General features: G+C 58.8%; 19 protein-coding genes. 6 read left to right on the top strand and 13 right to left on the bottom strand.

From position 1 onward, the window contains the following. Positions 1 to 113: 113 nt before the first annotated feature. The 5 genes from TM5383_RS01245 to TM5383_RS01265 all read left to right on the top strand — a co-directional run bounded on the left by TM5383_RS01245 (position 114) and on the right by TM5383_RS01265 (position 5690). A complete protein-coding gene (locus TM5383_RS01245; RefSeq protein ID WP_231724982.1) occupies positions 114 to 1520 on the top strand; it encodes a 1-acyl-sn-glycerol-3-phosphate acyltransferase in 1407 nt (468 codons plus the stop codon). Between the two features lie 137 nt (positions 1521 to 1657). After that, positions 1658 to 2947: a crotonyl-CoA carboxylase/reductase gene (gene ccrA / locus TM5383_RS01250; RefSeq protein ID WP_058317258.1), complete on the top strand. Its 1290-nt coding sequence runs from the start codon at positions 1658 to 1660 to the stop codon at positions 2945 to 2947. 121 nt (positions 2948 to 3068) lie between these two features. Next, the gene (locus TM5383_RS01255; protein ID WP_143570249.1) at positions 3069 to 3461 is read left to right on the top strand and encodes a hypothetical protein; all 393 of its coding nucleotides are present in this window, start codon (positions 3069 to 3071) and stop codon (positions 3459 to 3461) included. Beyond that, positions 3430 to 4974, top strand: coding sequence for an ATP-dependent DNA helicase (locus TM5383_RS01260; protein WP_058317230.1), 1545 nt, complete (start codon positions 3430 to 3432; stop codon positions 4972 to 4974). The genes TM5383_RS01255 and TM5383_RS01260 overlap by 32 nt, the downstream gene beginning before the upstream one ends. Next, positions 4971 to 5690 (top strand): SDR family oxidoreductase, encoded by a 720-nt coding sequence (locus TM5383_RS01265; RefSeq protein ID WP_058317231.1) that lies wholly within the window; start codon positions 4971 to 4973, stop codon positions 5688 to 5690. The genes TM5383_RS01260 and TM5383_RS01265 overlap by 4 nt, the downstream gene beginning before the upstream one ends. An 18-nt stretch (positions 5691 to 5708) precedes the next feature. Here TM5383_RS01265 and TM5383_RS01270 read toward each other — a convergent pair whose 3' ends face one another. The 13 genes from TM5383_RS01270 to TM5383_RS01330 form a co-directional block, all read right to left on the bottom strand. Further along, on the bottom strand, positions 5709 to 6476 hold the full coding sequence (locus tag TM5383_RS01270) for a TIGR02186 family protein (RefSeq protein WP_058317232.1): 768 nt from the start codon (positions 6474 to 6476) through the stop codon (positions 5709 to 5711). Then, positions 6473 to 7399 (bottom strand): sulfite exporter TauE/SafE family protein, encoded by a 927-nt coding sequence (locus TM5383_RS01275; protein ID WP_058317233.1) that lies wholly within the window; start codon positions 7397 to 7399, stop codon positions 6473 to 6475. Before TM5383_RS01275 ends, TM5383_RS01270 begins: the two co-directional genes overlap by 4 nt. 189 nt (positions 7400 to 7588) lie before the next feature. Continuing rightward, positions 7589 to 8599, bottom strand: a complete 1011-nt coding sequence (locus TM5383_RS01280) for an ABC transporter permease (protein ID WP_058317234.1) — start codon at positions 8597 to 8599, stop codon at positions 7589 to 7591. 4 nt (positions 8600 to 8603) lie between these two features. Next, positions 8604 to 9701, bottom strand: coding sequence for an ABC transporter permease (locus TM5383_RS01285; RefSeq protein WP_058317235.1), 1098 nt, complete (start codon positions 9699 to 9701; stop codon positions 8604 to 8606). Further along, positions 9701 to 11242, bottom strand: a complete 1542-nt coding sequence (locus TM5383_RS01290; RefSeq protein WP_058317236.1) for an ABC transporter ATP-binding protein — start codon at positions 11240 to 11242, stop codon at positions 9701 to 9703. The genes TM5383_RS01285 and TM5383_RS01290 overlap by 1 nt, the downstream gene beginning before the upstream one ends. Next, a complete protein-coding gene (locus TM5383_RS01295; protein ID WP_076400094.1) occupies positions 11239 to 11604 on the bottom strand; it encodes a nuclear transport factor 2 family protein in 366 nt (121 codons plus the stop codon). Before TM5383_RS01295 ends, TM5383_RS01290 begins: the two co-directional genes overlap by 4 nt. Before the next feature lie 70 nt (positions 11605 to 11674). After that, positions 11675 to 12679: a BMP family lipoprotein gene (locus TM5383_RS01300; RefSeq protein ID WP_058317237.1), complete on the bottom strand. Its 1005-nt coding sequence runs from the start codon at positions 12677 to 12679 to the stop codon at positions 11675 to 11677. A gap of 173 nt (positions 12680 to 12852) precedes the next feature. After that, a complete protein-coding gene (locus TM5383_RS01305) occupies positions 12853 to 13275 on the bottom strand; it encodes a GNAT family N-acetyltransferase (RefSeq protein WP_058317238.1) in 423 nt (140 codons plus the stop codon). Further along, positions 13275 to 13874 (bottom strand): tRNA (adenosine(37)-N6)-threonylcarbamoyltransferase complex dimerization subunit type 1 TsaB, encoded by a 600-nt coding sequence (gene tsaB / locus TM5383_RS01310; protein ID WP_370695948.1) that lies wholly within the window; start codon positions 13872 to 13874, stop codon positions 13275 to 13277. Before tsaB ends, TM5383_RS01305 begins: the two co-directional genes overlap by 1 nt. A 4-nt stretch (positions 13875 to 13878) precedes the next feature. Then, complete coding sequence (locus tag TM5383_RS01315; RefSeq protein ID WP_058317240.1) at positions 13879 to 14442, bottom strand: NifU family protein; 564 nt, start codon at positions 14440 to 14442, stop codon at positions 13879 to 13881. An 84-nt stretch (positions 14443 to 14526) separates the two neighbouring features. Beyond that, positions 14527 to 15036, bottom strand: coding sequence for a ClbS/DfsB family four-helix bundle protein (locus TM5383_RS01320; protein ID WP_058317241.1), 510 nt, complete (start codon positions 15034 to 15036; stop codon positions 14527 to 14529). A 72-nt stretch (positions 15037 to 15108) separates the two neighbouring features. Then, a complete protein-coding gene (locus tag TM5383_RS01325; RefSeq protein ID WP_058317242.1) occupies positions 15109 to 15564 on the bottom strand; it encodes a universal stress protein in 456 nt (151 codons plus the stop codon). Positions 15565 to 15653: 89 nt separating this feature from the next. Beyond that, positions 15654 to 15962, bottom strand: coding sequence for a hypothetical protein (locus TM5383_RS01330; protein ID WP_058317243.1), 309 nt, complete (start codon positions 15960 to 15962; stop codon positions 15654 to 15656). 686 nt (positions 15963 to 16648) lie between these two features. Between TM5383_RS01330 and TM5383_RS01335 the strand changes: the two genes are divergently transcribed. Further along, complete coding sequence (locus TM5383_RS01335; RefSeq protein WP_058317244.1) at positions 16649 to 16894, top strand: hypothetical protein; 246 nt, start codon at positions 16649 to 16651, stop codon at positions 16892 to 16894. Positions 16895 to 17114 lie beyond the last annotated feature (220 nt).

Here is a 17114-nt window from a genome sequence, read left to right on the forward strand (position 1 = left end):
AATCACATCGGCAATAATATTTCGTCGTGAAATAGATACGTGGAATAATACAACCTTGTCAATTCGCCGCATCGCAGCGTCACAAATTGCTGCGCTGCAATTGCCAAGCCTGCATGACGGCCATTTACCCCGACGAGGTTTCGCGGCATTGTGCCGCCATGACACGTAGCGTTGAAATGCCGCTCTGGGCGCTGGTTTTGCTCCTTGGATTTGCGGCGGTGACTTTTGCCTCCCACTTTCTGTTTCCCTCGGTTCGCTGGTTTTTCCGCAAGCGGATGGAGCGTTTGGTTGCGCAGTTAAACACGCGCCTGAGCCGACCGATCCAACCGTTCAAGCTGGCGCGACGCTATGACATGATCGAACGTCTGATCTATGACCCTGAGGTGTCGCAGGCTGTATCGACCTATGCCAAAAAGAACGGGGTGCCAGAGGCCGTGGCCTTTGAAAAGGCGCGTAGCTACGCGCGTGAGATCGTGCCCGCCTTCAGCGCATGGACTTATTTCCGTTTGGGGTCGCGCATTGCGGAACTGGTTAGTCGCAGTTTCTATCGCGTGCGGGTGCTGAACCGTGATCTGCAAAAGATTGATGAGCTGGATCCGAATGCCACCGTTGTGCTGGTGTCAAACCACAGGTCCAACATGGATTATGTGCTGCTCACGTTCCTAGCATCGCGCAACGGGGCATTGTCCTACGCGGTCGGGGAATGGGCGCGGGGCTGGCCGCTGGGACCGCTCGTGCGTGCGATGGGTGCTTATTTTATTCGTCGTCGCGATGGTAATGATCTCTATCGGCAGGTGCTGGAAAAATACGTGGAGCAGGCCACCCATGCTGGGGTGACGCAGGCCGTATTCCCCGAAGGCCGTCTGACATTGGATGCCCGTCTGGCCAAGGCACGGCTGGGGATTCTGAAATATATCTATGATGCCCACGTTGATGGCGACCGTGACGTGATCTTTGTGCCGGTGGCGATGAACTATGATCGCTTGTTGGAAGATGAGGTGCTGATCGCTGCGCAAACGGCCGGGCGAGGGAGTTTCCGTGTTAAGTTCCGGCGGGTCTTCTGGGGGGCACTAAAAGTTTGGTGGGTTGGGCGCCGCGAACGGCGCAGTCGCTATGGCAATGCGGCCGTGCGGTTTGGTGACCCGATTTCGCTGAATGACTTCGGTGGCGATGTGCAGGCCTTGGCGGATGGGCTAATGGGGCAAATATCTAGGGATATGCCTGTGCTGCCGGTGCCACTGATCGCTTACCTGCTGCAAACCCAAGGGGATGGTGTTGATTTGCCGACGTTAGAGGCGCGTTTGGATCGTGCCATGGCGAATTTGCCAGAGCGTAACATTTACTTGCCGCGACGTCGCACCAGCTTGGCCGTGCAACAATCTATCGCGCTGCTCGAGGGCCGCGGCGTCGTCATTGTGCAGGACGAAAAAGTCCAAATCGTTGAGGAAAAGCGTAATATTTTGGTGTTTTATGCGAACTCGATCGACCATCTATTTCGCGAGTGCAGCGCGGAGTTATAGGTAAATGCTGCGACTGCTGGGTTATAAAATTTCAAAACACGCATAATCGGCATTGCTTTGTTGCGTGGCCATCTTTATCTCTCAAGTCAGAGACGCGATTCTGCATCGCGGCATAAACGGACTACATGGAGGCTCAGATGGCTCTGGATACCAACACCGGCACCGCATCCTACGATGCGCCAGAAAAAGATCTCTACGAAATCGGTGAAATGCCCCCGATGGGCTATGTTCCCGAAAAGATGTACGCATGGGCGATCCGCCGCGAGCGTCAGGGTGAACCCAATCAGGCCATGCAGGTCGAAGTCGTAGACACCCCCAAGCTGGACAGCCACGAAGTGCTGGTTCTGGTTATGGCCGCAGGTGTGAACTACAACGGCATCTGGGCGGGCCTGGGTGTTCCGATCAGCATGTTCGACGTGCACAAGCAGCCTTACCACATCGCAGGTTCCGACGCCTCGGGCATCGTGTGGGCCGTTGGTGACAAGGTAAAGAACTGGAAAGTGGGCGATGAGGTTGTCATCCACTGTAACCAGGACGACGGCGACGACGAAGAGTGTAACGGCGGCGACCCGATGTATTCGCCCAGCCAGCGTATCTGGGGCTATGAAACCCCCGATGGATCGTTCGCGCAGTTCACCCGCGTTCAGGCACAACAGCTGCTGCCCCGTCCCAAGCACCTGACCTGGGAAGAGAGCGCCTGCTACACCCTTACACTGGCAACCGCATACCGCATGCTGTTCGGTCACCACCCGCACGAACTGAAGCCGGGCCAGAACGTTCTGGTTTGGGGCGCGTCGGGCGGTCTGGGTTCCTACGCGATCCAGCTGGCGAACGCTGCTGGTGCAAACGCAATCGGCGTGATTTCGGGCGAAGACAAGCGTGAGTTTGTCATGGGTCTGGGCGCCAAGGGCGTGATCAATCGCAAGGATTTCGATTGCTGGGGCCAGCTGCCGACCGTGAACACCCCCGAATATGACGCATGGTTCAAAGAAGCGCGTCGCTTCGGCAAGGCGATCTGGGACATCACCGGCAAGGGCAACAACGTAGACATCGTGTTCGAACACCCCGGTGAATCGACCTTCCCGGTCTCGAACTTGGTTTGTAAAAAAGGCGGCATGGTTGTGATCTGCGCCGGCACCACCGGTTTCAACTGTACCTTCGACGTTCGTTACACCTGGATGCACCAGAAGCGTCTGCAGGGTTCGCACTTTGCCCACCTGAAACAGGCGGCAGCGGCGAACAAACTGATGATCGAGCGTCGCATCGATCCTTACATGTCGGAAGTGTTCCCATGGGCCGAAATCCCTGATGCGCACATGAAGATGTACAAAAACGAGCACAAGCCCGGCAACATGTCGGTGCTGGTTCAGGCCCCGAAAACCGGCCTGCGCACGCTGGAAGATGTGCTGGAGGCAGGCAAGGCCTAAGCGCCTTTCCCCTTCATTTCCCTCGACCGCATCCCTGCAAAGGGGTGCGGTTTTTTTGTTTGCCGACCTGCGTGCGCTGCGTTTTCGGTTTGGTGATCGTGCGGCTCTAAACCTGTGTCCCATGCTGCGATGGGAGATATATCATGGGGTTGGGCTATGCCTGATCTGGGAGGATGCGGCGCTGCATGCGCAGGGGTGGTTAACGCTTTATCGACAGCGTGGCACATGGCAGATCGACGGCGATCTGCACCTTGGCCCCGTCTGTGATCCACAGGCGGCTGCGGCATTGGCGCTGGCGGCGCATCTATTATCCGCGCATGGACCCGCGCCCAAAATCCGCCAGCTACAGGCGCTGGGCGTGCCTGCATTGGTCCGCGTTTCGCGCTGCTCCCCGCTGCAAATCCGGCGATGGCTGGAGTGCCCGCCGCTACGGCAGCGCAATGCCTCTGGCCCTTCCACCGCCCCCCATGTAGGGTCGCGCCATGACTGTTCCCGCGCTGCAATTTTCCGATGATCAGGCCGCTGCCTACGACCGTATTTCCGACATCCTGCGCGCTGCGGGTGTGGATTTGCAGGAGGAAGACGGTGACCTTTTGCGCCCGCCTGAGGATGGTCGCCGCCGCGTTGTTGCGGTCACCGGCAAGGCGGGATCGGGTAAAACGCTCTTGCTCTCACAACTCTACAAAGCGCTGGAAGCGGCAGGGGTTGAGGTTGTTTCCGGCGATTATGAGGGCAAGAAGCGTAAAGAACGCCGGACCTTGGCCATCCTTGCGCCCACGAACAAGGCGGCCAGCGTGCTGCGTATGCGCGGCGTGCCTGCGACGACCATTCACCGCATCCTCTACACCCCAGTTTATGATCCCGAATATGAAAAGATCGCGGAATGGCTGGCCGGTAACGGTGATAAACCCGATATCGAAGAGCTGACGGATGAGGCGCTGGAACGCGCCAAAGCCTTCTATGAACTGCACAAATCCATCCCCGGTGCCTTGGCTGCCGCGGGGCTGCGCGGATCGGATTTCATCACCGGCTGGAAACGGCGGGACGAGCCGTTGGACATCGGCTTCATCGATGAAAGTTCGATGTTGGACGACAAACAGGTCGAGGATCTGAAAGAGATCTTTCCCACGCTTGTGCTGTTTGGTGACCCCGCGCAGCTGGCGCCGGTGGGGCAATCGGGGCAGATGGTGTTTGACACTATGCCGCCGCAGGCGGTGATGAACCTCAGCCGTATTCACCGGCAGCAGGCGGACAACCCGATCCTTGATCTGGCCCATGCCTTGGCCGATCCGCAGATCGGGTTTGAGGATTTTGAACGTATGGTTGAGGACAGCGCCAAACGTGACGACCGCGTGGTCTGGGGCCAACGGGTTGAGGTTGACCTAATGGCGCGTTCGCCGGTTCTGGTTTGGCGCAATGCAACGCGAATCCGGCTGATCAACGCTTTCCGCTCTGTCTACGGCGCGCCGGAGGATGAGCTGTTGTCCGGTGAACCGCTGATTTGTGACGGAATCGAACTGCCGTTGAAGCACCGCAAGAAACGTCTGGACCTTGAGGCGCGCGGGCTGATCAAGGGCGCGCAGGTGGTGTTTCTGGGCAAGGGGCGCAAGCCCGGTTTTTCCCGTCTGCATGTGATGGGGGCGGAGGATCCGCAGGTGTCTGCCGCGTCGATCGTGAAAATCGAAAAACCTGATGAGGAAGAGCCGTTCATCCCCTTTGCCGCCCGTATGGGCGCGGTGTTCCTGCACGGCGCCGCGGTGACGATCCACAAGGCGCAGGGGTCGCAATGGCAGAATGTTCAGGTCTTTGCCCCTGACCTCTATGCAGCCGCGCGTATGGGACGGGTGGAGGCGGGCCAGCCTCTGTGGAAACGACTGGCTTATGTGGCGATCACCCGGGCCGAAGAGCGCCTGTATTGGGTGGTGCGCCCGCGTCTGTCCAAACCGTCAGAGCCGCTGCGCATTGATGACCTGAAGGCCAAGGCGACCCCGACCCTGACCCTGACCCAAGAGGAGAGCGCATCATGAAAACCATCCTGATCACCGGCGCCAGCGCTGGCATCGGCGCGGCCTGTGCGCGTGCGTTCCTAGAGGCCGGTTGGCATGTGGGCCTGCTGGCGCGCCGTGCCGATGCACTGGCAGAGGTGGCAGAGGGGCATGACAACGCGGTGATCCTGCCCTGCGACGTGACTGATGCGTCAGCGGTTCGCGCGGCGTTTGATACGTTTGTGGCGCAGGCAGGGCGGCTTGATGTGTTGTTCAACAACGCGGGCATGTTCGGCACCGCAGGCACGGCGGATGAGATCACGCCCGAGGATTGGGATCGTGTTCGGGCGGTGAACCTAGACGGCATGATCTACTGCGCGCAGGCGGCCTTTGCCCAGATGCGTCGGCAGGATCCGCAGGGCGGGCGGATTATTAACAACGGCTCTATTTCGGCGCATACCCCGCGTGAGGGATCGATCTGTTACACGACGACGAAACACGCGATCACCGGCATGACCAAATCTCTGTCGCTGGACGGGCGGCCCTTTGGCATTGCCTGTAGTCAGATTGATATTGGCAATGCACGGACAGAGTTGTTGCAGGGCATTATTGATCGCGATCCTGACAACGCGCCGCCGACGATGGATGTTCGCCATGTCAGCGATGCGGTGCTGCATATGGCGGGTCTGCCAGCAGAGGCGAACGTGCAATTCATGACACTGATGGCGACCACCATGCCCTATATCGGGCGTGGCTAAGGGCTGGTTCTGAAGGGCTTAGCCGTCCTTGATCAATCTGAACAGGGCCGATGCCGCCCAGCCAAACAGCGCCGCGATCAGGATCGACAAGACGCCGTAAACTGGCGCCTGATCCTGTGCCAGATTGAACAGAAACCGTTCCAACCCAACTTTGCGCACGTCAATGGTGGTTGCCATGTCCGCAACCACGTTGCCGTCGCGCAGCAGGAAAATCCGCGCGCTATAATCGCCTTCGGTCAGGTTGGACGGTAGCGCGATAGAGGCGCGGAACAGTGTTTGTTGATCCACCTTCACTGCGTCTTCTAGCAGCTGATAGGATCCGTTTGCTGCTTGAATACGCATCAATGCATCGGTGAAGGCCTGCGTGTTGCCAAAGGCGACGGTGGCGCTGACCGACTGGATCGCCTTGTCCACGGTGATGGAATAACGCTCATTCTCAATCCGGCGCAGAATGTCATCGAGGGGGGCAGAGGCGGCAACCGCGTAGAAGGCCGGCGCGCGCTCCACCTCCAGTGTGGCGCCGTTCATCCAGATGCCAAACCGGCGTTCCTTGCGGCGCACTTCGACGGGGCCGGTGGGGCCTTCGATGGCGATGATGACGTTTAGATCACTGTCAGGGATCGCAATTTCACGCTTCACCGCGCCGAAGATCAGGATATCGGATCCATCAAACTGCGCGGTGATCGCCACCTGATCCTGGCTAAGGCCCAGAACAATCTCTTCCTCCGCCTGTGCGGCAAAGGTGAGGGTCAGCAGGGTGAGGAGGGAGAGGAGCCAGCGCATCATTGCCCCCCTGCCGCAACGCGGCTGATTGAATAGAGCTCGCGCGGTTCCAGCAGCAGATCCAGCGCGATCTTGCCGCAGACCGACAGGACAAGAATGGCGAGCAGAATGCGCAACGTCTCGGCCTTCAGCTTCACGCCGATGGAACTGCCAAACTGTGCGCCAATGACGCCACCGATTAGCAGGAACAGCGCCAGCGGCAGGTCCACGGTTTTGTTGGTAATTGCGTGCAGCAGCGTGTTGAAACCAGCGACAAAGATGATCTGAAACAGCGAGGTTCCGACAACCACCTTGGTCGGCATGCCAAGGATATAGATCATCGCAGGCACCATGATGAACCCACCGCCAACACCCATCACCGCCGACAATACCCCAACCGCTGCGCCGACCAGCAGCACAGGGATCACCGAGATATAGAGACCAGAGGCGCGAAAGCGGATCTTGAACGGCAGGCCATGCACCCAGTTGTGCTGGCTGCGTTTACGGCGCGCGCCGCCTGCCTTGCGCGCGCGGCGGATAGCGCGCAGGCTTTCGATAAACATCAGCCCGCCAATGATGCCGAGGAAGACAACATAGCACAGCTGCACCAGCAGATCGACTTGGCCCAGTGATTTCAGGTAGTTGAACAGCAAGATACCGAAACCGGATCCCACAAGGCCACCTGCCAGTAGGTAGCTGCCCATTTTCAGATCGACCGTCTTGCGTTTTAGGTGCGCAAAGAGGCCAGAGACGGAGGAGGCAACGATCTGATTGGCCGATGTTGCCACCGCGACCGCAGGCGGGATGCCGACAAAGAACAGCAAAGGCGTGATCAGAAATCCGCCACCAACGCCGAAAATGCCGGATAAGACCCCCACAAGCCCACCAAGTCCGAATAACAGGAAAATGTTTACCGAAACCTCGGCGATGGGGAGGTAGAACTGCATATGTTTTCCTAGCGTGATGGCGATGGGTCTCGCAAGGGAAAGCTGTGGAAATTTGACGCAGCTGTTGCTGCTGGGGCGCTGTGGCCTTGTGCAGCGGTGCCTGTTGCTTGATCGGTGTCAGCGATCAACGGGAAAAGAAAAGCCCGGGCGGTGGGAACCGTCCGGGCTGATGTTTTGGGAAGCGACGGCTTAGCGTTCCTTCACATAGGGTTGCCCACCGGCGCGGGGTGGGATCGCCTTGCCGACGAAACCGGCCAGGATCACCACGGTCAGGATATAGGGCAGGGCGCCCAGCAACTGTGCCTGTACCGCTACGCCGGTGACGTTTTCGATCATGTCCGGGCGCAGTTCCAGCGCTTGGAACAGGCCGAACAGCAGGGTCGCGGACAGCGCGTACCAAGGCCGCCATTTGGCAAAGATCAGCGCCGCCAGTGCGATATAGCCCCGCCCTGCGGTCATATCCTTGACGAAGCCGGCCTGTAGTGCGGTGGCCAGATAGGCGCCAGCGATCCCGCAGAGGACGCCGCAGATCATCACCGCCGCATAGCGCAGGCCAACGACCGAAACACCAGCTGTATCAACAGACGCGGGGTTTTCGCCAACGGCGCGCAGACGCAGGCCGAAACGGGTGGCGTAAAGAACCCACCATGTCAGTGGCACCAGCGCAAAGGCGATATAGACAAGGATCGAGTGGCCAGAGATCAGTTCAGAATAGATCTGCTGCAGTGGCCCTGCCTCTGCGATCAGCTGCGACAGGGGGCGACCTGCTGCCTCTGCCTCACTCGGGCCGATGGCGAAGGGCAGTTCAATCCCGGTGAAGCGGCTGTCGTCAGTCAGGGACGGCGTGCGCCCACCTTGGGCAAACCAGCTTTGGGCCACCAGAACCGTCATACCGCCCGCCAGCATAGTGATCGCCAGGCCAGAGATCAGCTGATTGCCACGGAAGGTGATCGAGGCAAGGCCGTGGATCGCCGACAGCGCCAGCGAAATGCCGATCCCTGCCAGAAGCCCCATCCAGACAGACCCCATGCTGTAGGCAATCGCTGCCGAGAAGAAGGCGGCGGCCAGCATCTTGCCCTCTAGCCCGATGTCGAAAATGCCCGCACGTTCAGAGTAAAGACCTGCCAGACAAGCCAGAAGCAGCGGCGTGGCCAGACGGATGGTGGTGTCGAAGAGTTGGATCAGATCAAGGAATGCCATGCTCTTAGCCCTCCTTCTTGGTGTTGAGGGCAAGGAAGATGCGTTCCAGCGGCATCCGCACCATATTGTCCAGCGCGCCGGTGAACAGGATGACTAGCGCCTGAATGACGACGATCAGTTCACGCGGGATGTTGGTCCACAGTGCCAGTTCTGCACCACCCTGATAGAGGAAGCCAAAGAGGATCGCCGCCAGAAACACCCCGAACGGGTGATTTCGGCCCATCAGGGACACGGCGATGCCGATGAAACCCGCGCCTTCGACCGCGTTCAGCACCAGTCGTTCGCTTTCGCCCATCACGTTGTTGATCGCCATCATCCCTGCCAGACCGCCGGAAATCAGCATGGTTACAATGGTGATTTTGAACGGCGAAATGCCTGCGTAGCGGGCACCGCTTTCGGATTTGCCGAAGGCGCGCAGTTCAAACCCGAAACGGGTGCGCCAGATCAGGGCCCAGACGCCGACACAGGCGGCAATGGCGATCAGCAGGCTGATGTTGGCGGGGGCGTGTTTGGAAAATTCGATCCCGACGGTGCCCAGAATGTCATGCAGGCTGGGCAGATGCGTCGCCTCTGGGAATTTGGCGGATGCCGGATCCATCGCGCGCGGGGGGCGCAGCTGGTTCACCAGTACATAGTTCAGCAGCGAAAAGGCGATGAAGTTGAACATGATGGTGGTGATCACCACATGGCTGCCGCGCCGCACCTGTAGGTAGGCAGGGATCAGTGCCCATGCGGCCCCAAACAGTGCTGCCGCACCGGAGGCTGCGATGAGGGCAATGGACCAATGCGGCCATGGGATGAACAGACAGACCAGCGCCACGCCAAGGCCACCCAGCATCGCCTGACCTTCGCCGCCGATGTTGAATAGGCTGGCATGGAAGGCCACGGCCACGGCAAGGCCGGTGAACATGAAGTTGGTGGCGTAATAGAGCGTGTAGCCCCAGCCGTTGCTGGACCCCAGCGCGCCCTGCACCATCAGTTTCACCGCTTCAATCGGATCCTCACCAATGCCGAGGATCACCAGCGCCGAAATGGCCGCCGCCAGAATAAGAGAGATCAGCGGGATCAGGACCACATCGGCCCATTTAGGCATCTTTTCCATCAGGCCGCTCCTTCACTTGCGGTCACGCCAGCCATCAGCAGGCCCAGTTCTTGTGCGTTGGTGTCTTGGGGCAGGCGTTCGCCCATAATCTCGCCGTCAAACATCACCGCAATGCGGTCGGACAGCGACATAATCTCATCCAGTTCGACCGATACCAGCAGGATCGCCTTGCCCTGATCGCGCAACTCGATGATCTGTTTGTGGATGAACTCGATCGCGCCAATATCGACGCCACGGGTCGGCTGACCAATCAGCAAGAGATCGGGGTTACGCTCAATCTCACGCGCAACAACGATTTTCTGCTGGTTGCCACCCGAGAAGTTCTTGGCCGCCAGCCAAGGCAGCGGCGGGCGTACGTCGAACTTGTCCATCTTGGCCTGCGTGTCGGCACGCAGGGCTGCGTTGTCCATGAACAGGGCGTTTTTCTGATATTTCGCATCGTGGTGATAGCCAAAGGCGACGTTTTCCCACGCGTGGAAATCCATGATCAGGCCTTCGCTCTGACGATCCTCGGGCACGTGGGCAATGCCACGGGCACGGCGCGAACGGCCATCTGAATGCTTGCCTGTCAGATCCAGCGCATCACCGTTGAGGCGCACGGTGCCCTGACCGGAAATCATGCCGCCCAGAACCTCCATCAGTTCTGACTGACCATTACCCGCAACACCTGCAATGCCAAGGATTTCACCAGCACGAATGTTGAGCGATACGTTTTTCAGACGCTCAACGCCCTTGTCATCGGTGACGGAGAGGTTTTCGACCTCTAGAATGGTTTGCGCGGGCTGGGCCGGTGCCTTTTCCACCTGCAACAGAACCTTGCGGCCGACCATCAGTTCAGCCAGCTGCTCAGGGTCTGTTTCAGCAGTTTTCACCGTGGCGGTCATCTGACCCCGACGCATCACGCTGACGGTGTCGGTGGTGTCCATAATTTCGCGCAGTTTGTGGGTGATCAGGATGATCGTCTTACCTTCCTCGCGCAGGCGGTCGAGGATGCGGAACAGCTGGTCTGCTTCTGCCGGGGTCAGAACGCCGGTGGGCTCATCCAGGATCAGGATATCCGCCTTGCGGTAGAGCGCTTTCAGGATCTCCACCCGCTGCTGGTGCCCGACCGACAGGTTTTCGATCAGCGTGTCGGGATCAACGTTCAGCTCATATTCATCCGCCAGATGGCGCAGCTCTTTACGGGCTTTGCGCAGCGAGGGACGCAGCAGCGCGCCGTCTTCGGCACCCAGTACGATGTTTTCCAAGACGGTGAAGTTTTCCACCAGCTTGAAGTGCTGGAACACCATGCCGATGCCCGCCGCAATCGCCGCCTGACTGTCGGTGATATGGGCCTTTTGACCCTTAATGTAAATCTCACCCGCATCGGCCTTGTAGAAGCCGTAGAGGATCGACATCAGGGTCGATTTCCCCGCGCCGTTTTCCCCGATAATGCCGTGGATCGTTCCCGGTTGGACCGAGATTGAGATGTCCTTGTTCGCCTGGACAGGGCCAAAGGCCTTGGAAATGCCTTTGAGTTCAATAGCCGGTGCTGACGTCACAGATTGTCCCCCATTCCGGTAAAACCGACCAGTCGGGATACTGTCCCCCCCTCCAGTTCGGCAAAATACTGACCGCGCATCATCACGGCCCCATTATTGATGAATTCCACCGTGGCACGGGCAAATCCATGATGTTCGTCAATTGTGACAACACGGGCCGCCGCGCCGGGCATCTGGGTGGAAAACATCGAAACATAGTCAATCACCGCCTCTGCACCCGCCAGCGGGGCAGGGGTGTTGGGATCGACATAGGTGCAGCTGGGGGACAGGACGGCGGACAGGGCGGCCCGTTGGGCGGCACCCTGCGCATCGGCATCGTCGCGACCCCAAGCGGCAAAAAACTGATCTAGGGGATGTGGCATCTGAATTCCCTATAAAAGAGGGCCGCGCCGGTCTGGCGCGGCCCCCAATGATCTACTGCAACAGGTTCAATTAGAACTTGTGAACCGGGCAGCTGTCGTTGGTGTAGTAGGCTTCGACCGTCAGATCGCCGGAAATGATTTTGGCGCGTGCTTCTTCCACGGCGGCTTTCATTTCGTCGGTGATCAGTGCGGCGTTATGTTCATCCATTGCAACGCCTACGCCCTCTTCGGCCAGGCCCAGAATGGTGAAGCCACCGGTTTCCAGCGCTTCGCCGTCTTTCATCGCGTTATAAACGGCAACGTCTACACGTTTCATCATCGAGGTCAAAACCTTGCCCGAGTGCAGGTGGTTCTGGTTGCTGTCCACGCCGATCGACAGGATGTTTTCATCCGCTGCGGTCTGCAGAACACCAACGCCGGTGCCGCCTGCCGCTGCATAAACAACGTCAGCACCTTGGCTGATCTGTGCTTTGGTCAGCTCGGACCCTTTTACCGGATCGTTCCATGCGGCGGGGGTGGTGCCGGTCATATTGGTGATCACGGTGATATCGGGGTTCACAGCCTTCGCGCCCTGTGCGTAGCCGCAGCCGAAGTGACGGATCAGCGGAATGTCCATGCCGCCGATGAAACCAACGGTGCCGGATTTCGACGCCATCGCGGCCATCATGCCGACCAGATACGAACCTTCGTGCTCTTGGAAACCTACCAGCTGCACGTTCGAGGGAACCTCGGGCAGCCAACCGTCGATGTTGACGAATTTGGTGTCGGGGTAGTCGCCAGCCACAGCTTCAACCGGGGTGGCAAATGCGAAACCAGTGGTGATCACCGGGTTTGCACCCGCTTCGGCGAAACGACGCAGGGCCTGTTCACGCTGTGCTTCGGACTGCAGTTCGATCTCAAAGAACTTGCCGCCGGTTTCTTCGGCCCAACGGGATGCGCCGTTGAAGGCCGCTTCGTTGAAGGATTTGTCGAACTTGCCGCCCAGATCGAAAATCAGGGCGGGCTCAGCGGCCACAGCACCGGCAGTCAGGGCAACGGTGGCGGCAGCGCCGAGGAACTTCTGCATCAGAGTCATAATACTCTCCCATAATGTTGAATGCGGGGGCTTTTGGGTGCCCTCCGGCAAATGAGCAGATCAGGTCTGTCCAACCCAGATTTAGGCCGTAGCCTGACGTGGGGGTCAACAGGAAACTGAGAACTCTCCTTTGACTACTCGGTCAAAAGGGGGGTGTGCAACGGGATTCGCCCTCAAAGAGCGCGGTTCATGATGATCGCGGCAACCCTTTGCCCATCGCGCATCCGGTAGTAATCCGGTCGCTGTGCGGTTCGCGCATAACCAGCGGTTTCATATAGTCGAATCGCTGTGGTATTTGTTTCGGCCACCTCTAGAAAGGAGGTGTCGGCGTCATGCGCCTGCGCCGCGGTATGGTACGCGGCGAGTGCGGCCCGCCCTAACCCGCGTCCTTGAGCATCTGGATCTGTGGCGAGTGTCAGCAGTTCCGCTTCGCCAGCAATCACACGGCCAAGGGCAAAACTGGTGGCATCTCCGACCAGAAATACATGTGGCGACGTCAATAGGTCGGCAAATTCTGTCGGCGACCAAGGGCGCTGATCAGTGAAAGCGCGTGCGTGTGTCTGTGCCAGCGCGTCAGGGTGGGCATCAGCATTCATCAGGCCGGATCATCAGGTAGGATTGTGGGTGCCGGATCACGGGGCGGCGCAGCATCTGCGGCTTTGATGTAGAGGGGGGCAGGGGCATCAAACTGTGCGTCGGGATTATCGCGCAACTTCTGCGCGGCAGCCTGAGCAATCTGTAGGGCGATTGTGGCCGCTTGCGGTGTCTTCAGCGGGGCGTCCTGCATGATCTCCAGCATTTCATCGGCAGAGGCCAAATAGGGCGCGCCACCTTCGGGCGATAGATACGCCTGCCCGCGTGGGCCGGGCACAGCGTTGATGCCCGGCGCCGGATCCTGCGTCAGCGCCTCAAAGCTGTTCACGCCAATCGCCGGAATGCCCAGCCCCAATGCCAGACCACGCGCGGCAGAGACGGAAATGCGAATGCCGGTGAAATTGCCCGGACCAACGCCCACAGCAATGGCATTGAGGTCAGCCCATGTCTTGCCGGCCTCTGCCAGCACCTGTTCGAGCAGCGGCATCAGATGTTCTGCCTGCCCGCGTGACATCTCTACGTGGGCGGTGGCCAACACGTGATCCCCCGACAGCAAAGCGGCCGCGCAATGCGCGGCCGATGTGTCAAATCCCAGTATCACTGCGTCAGACGGCAACGGGACGTACCTCTGTCACTTCGGGGATGTAGTGGCGCAGCAGGTTCTCGATCCCCATTTTCAACGTCAGGGTCGAAGAGGGGCAGCCCGCGCAGGCGCCTTGCATGTGCAGGTAAACCACACCACGGTCAAAACCGTGGAACGTGATGTCGCCACCATCTTGTGCCACAGCGGGGCGCACGCGGGTGTCCAGCAGCTCTTTGATCTGATCCACGATCTCACCGTCTTCGCCAGTGTGTTCGGCATGCCCAGAGGCGGCGGTCGCTTCACCAGCCAGAACAGGATCGCCGGATTGGAAGTGTTCCATGATCGCGCCCAGAATGCCGGGTTTGATGTGATCCCACTCTACGCCGTCTGCTTTGGTCACGGTGACAAAATCCGCGCCGAAGAAAACACCAGTGATCCCGGAGACCGCAAAAATGCGTTTCGCCAGCGGCGAGGCGTCTGCAGCATCGGCACTAGGAAAATCGGCAGTGCCGGTGCCCAGTACAGCCTGACCGGGCAGGAATTTCAGAGTGGCGGGGTTCGGGGTGGATTCGGTCTGAATGAACATGTCGTACAATCCTTATGGCTTGGCAGAGATATGCGCCCCGCGCTTCTCAGAGTCAAGGTTTAGAATTATTCTAAAGTGAGTGATTTAGTGTGCTTTCAACTGATTTAGACGTCGCCGTAGGTATTTTCGGGCAGATCTATAGTGTGTCGCACCGGCAGCTTCGGCCCAGCGTCCGGTGGTCCACTTGCTGTTGCCGCCGTCCATTGGCGCATCGTAAAGCTGGCTGTCGTTTAAGTCCTCAATCAAGGCAACCAAGCGTACATGATTTTCCGATAACAGACGGCGGGCTTGGTTCCATGTCATACTATGCTGTTTGATCCGCAGATCTGCGTTATACTGTTTAAGCATGTTCCACTTATACCCCGGCGCGGGGATGGCTGGCTGTTTGCCAGCTTGACCATCGGCATACCAGCCCAGAAATAACCCGATCCAATGGGCGCGATGTGCGACGATGTCTTTGGGGGTACAGCTATCCGCATCAGGATCTTGCGCGGTTTGCATCGTCGTATCAATCGTGTCCAGAAGGGACGCGAGCGCCGCAAATTCAGCTTGGGTCGTTGTCAGCAGGTCTGATTTGCAAGTTGCGGCGGGCATAGGATGCTGTCCAAAGGGGATGTGAACCCTTCGTAGCGTAAGATGTATGCTCAGCCGCAGCCTTGACGCAGATCAGGTGATTGATTCCAGCCGTTCCTTGGACAGATCGCCCGGAACGATGGTGATGGGGACCGACAATGTTCCTGCCGACCTGCTGAGCTGTGTGACCAAGGGGCCCGGCCCCTTCTTGTCCGTGCCCGCGCCCAGAACCAGCACGCCAATTTCGGGGTCGTCATTGATTTGCGCCAGAATCTCAGTCACCGGTTCCCCCTCACGGATCACCAGCTCAGGATCAATGCCCTGACGGTCGCGCATCCATTTTGCAAAGACCTCATAATGTACTTCGATCCGCTCGCGCGCTTCTTCGCGCATAATGTCACCCACGCCGATCCAATGATTGAACTCTTCCGGCTCAATGACCGACAGGATCTCCACCCCGCCACCCGTTTTGGCAGCGCGCATCGCGGCAAAGCGCATAGCGTTCAGGCATTCGCGGCTGTCATCCAAAATCACCAGAAACTTACGCATTTTTCACCTCTCGCAGATCCGCATCCCGTCGCGCTCAGGATCATGGCGCAGCTTCGCATGGCTGGCAAGCGTGCTGCGGTTTCTACGTTCTAGCTGCAAACGGCGGCAGCGGTGGCGCCAAAATCAACATAGCGTTCCCAGAACCGTTCGTCCGAGCGGCGATCCGACTGGCGCACTACCTGGGCGCTGTGAGGATCTTTGAAAAATTTGGCAGCCTTGCGCTGATCCGAGCTGCTGAGTGTTTGTTCAGCCACCCGACCGATACAGCTGCACAAGCGGCGGCTTGCCCCGTCGCGTGGTGAACTAAGACAGGCGCGCTCAATCGGGCTGGCTGGAGCAGGCCCCGCGACGGTAAACGTCATAGCCGCCAGCAGCGCGGCGCTGAGAATAGGTTTCATATGTTCGCCTCATGCTCGTGGCCTGATGGTCGGCCTGATTTTTGGGCCGCATTCTTTTATGTAGGTCTGTGCCCCACATCTGTCGGCCTGATTTTGTCAGAGTATGGCGCAACTCCCCCGCTGAGGGAAGGGGCAGGCTGCCGCAACACGGCGCCTTGCTGCGCAGTTGGGGACTGTGTCTGGTCGCAGGCGTGGTTTTTGTTTGTGCCGTATCCAATTTCGATGGCCTAATGTTCTTCTTGCACCTGTGGGGTTAGCGCAATTTGTTACAACCTCCCCCATTCCGCACACCTGCCTGAGAGGATCACGCGCGGGTCTGTGAGGGTGTTGAAACAAAGCGATAAAAAGTTGCTCAACACGTTTATGTGACAAATGTACTTTCGCCCAAATCAGCCCTTTTCCTCACGCGCTGTGGCGTGGGGTGTAACCTGTCGGGTCCGGGCAAAGCCCTGCAAAACATGACCCGCACAGACCCTGTGCAAGGCTGCGCAGGGACCGTTGTGCACGGGCCTCTTTTCAACACACATCGGCGTGATTTTCCGTGACGATTTCGTTGGGTTTTAATCCCCCTGATCCGCCCCCAGTTTGTTTGGTGTCAGACGGACAAACACACAGTCCAACACACTGACACACACCAACGATCACCTCCCCGATCGACCCCGCAAACTGACTTAGGAGTTAAAAACATGAACCGTATCGTAACCGCATCCGCCGCCGCCCTGATCGCCCTGACCGGTGCTGCTTCCGCAATGACCTCTGACGTATCGGGCTACGACGCCGCACAGATCCGCCAGTTCGCACCGAACATCGACCTGAGCCTGGTTGACGCCGACGCCGTCAAGAAGGCCGCTTCGGTCATCGAGAACCTGGGAGACGACGACGCGTCCTTCGCCCAGATCCAGAACAGCGTTCGCCACGTTCTGACAAAATAAATCTCTTGGGGGCTGAGAGGCCACAACGGCCTCGCCCCTTCCCAAAGGCACCCTCCTCCCCATCGCGCCACACAAACCTGACTTAGGAGTTAACAATATGCACGGAATCGTAACTGCATCCGCCGCCGCCCTGATCGCCCTGACCGGTGCTGCTTCTGCAATGACCTCTGACGTGTCGGGCTACGACGCAGCCCAGATCCGCGCATTTGCCCCGAACATC

Source organism: Thalassovita mediterranea (genome assembly GCF_001458435.1).
GTDB lineage: Bacteria > Pseudomonadota > Alphaproteobacteria > Rhodobacterales > Rhodobacteraceae > Thalassobius > Thalassobius mediterraneus.

Excerpts from the sequence above, each read along its gene's own strand:
- TM5383_RS01245 (WP_231724982.1), top strand. The coding sequence starts at position 114 with ATGACGGCCATTTACCCCGACGAGGTTTCGCGGCATTGTGCCGCCATG.
- ccrA (WP_058317258.1), top strand. The coding sequence starts at position 1,658 with ATGGCTCTGGATACCAACACCGGCACCGCATCCTACGATGCGCCAGAA.
- TM5383_RS01255 (WP_143570249.1), top strand. The coding sequence starts at position 3,069 with ATGCTGCGATGGGAGATATATCATGGGGTTGGGCTATGCCTGATCTGG.
- TM5383_RS01260 (WP_058317230.1), top strand. The coding sequence starts at position 3,430 with ATGACTGTTCCCGCGCTGCAATTTTCCGATGATCAGGCCGCTGCCTAC.
- TM5383_RS01265 (WP_058317231.1), top strand. The coding sequence starts at position 4,971 with ATGAAAACCATCCTGATCACCGGCGCCAGCGCTGGCATCGGCGCGGCC.
- TM5383_RS01270 (WP_058317232.1), bottom strand. The coding sequence starts at position 6,476 with ATGATGCGCTGGCTCCTCTCCCTCCTCACCCTGCTGACCCTCACCTTT.
- TM5383_RS01275 (WP_058317233.1), bottom strand. The coding sequence starts at position 7,399 with ATGCAGTTCTACCTCCCCATCGCCGAGGTTTCGGTAAACATTTTCCTG.
- TM5383_RS01280 (WP_058317234.1), bottom strand. The coding sequence starts at position 8,599 with ATGGCATTCCTTGATCTGATCCAACTCTTCGACACCACCATCCGTCTG.
- TM5383_RS01285 (WP_058317235.1), bottom strand. The coding sequence starts at position 9,701 with ATGGAAAAGATGCCTAAATGGGCCGATGTGGTCCTGATCCCGCTGATC.
- TM5383_RS01295 (WP_076400094.1), bottom strand. The coding sequence starts at position 11,604 with ATGCCACATCCCCTAGATCAGTTTTTTGCCGCTTGGGGTCGCGACGAT.
- TM5383_RS01300 (WP_058317237.1), bottom strand. The coding sequence starts at position 12,679 with ATGACTCTGATGCAGAAGTTCCTCGGCGCTGCCGCCACCGTTGCCCTG.
- TM5383_RS01305 (WP_058317238.1), bottom strand. The coding sequence starts at position 13,275 with ATGAATGCTGATGCCCACCCTGACGCGCTGGCACAGACACACGCACGC.
- TM5383_RS01315 (WP_058317240.1), bottom strand. The coding sequence starts at position 14,442 with ATGTTCATTCAGACCGAATCCACCCCGAACCCCGCCACTCTGAAATTC.
- TM5383_RS01320 (WP_058317241.1), bottom strand. The coding sequence starts at position 15,036 with ATGCCCGCCGCAACTTGCAAATCAGACCTGCTGACAACGACCCAAGCT.
- TM5383_RS01325 (WP_058317242.1), bottom strand. The coding sequence starts at position 15,564 with ATGCGTAAGTTTCTGGTGATTTTGGATGACAGCCGCGAATGCCTGAAC.
- TM5383_RS01330 (WP_058317243.1), bottom strand. The coding sequence starts at position 15,962 with ATGAAACCTATTCTCAGCGCCGCGCTGCTGGCGGCTATGACGTTTACC.
- TM5383_RS01335 (WP_058317244.1), top strand. The coding sequence starts at position 16,649 with ATGAACCGTATCGTAACCGCATCCGCCGCCGCCCTGATCGCCCTGACC.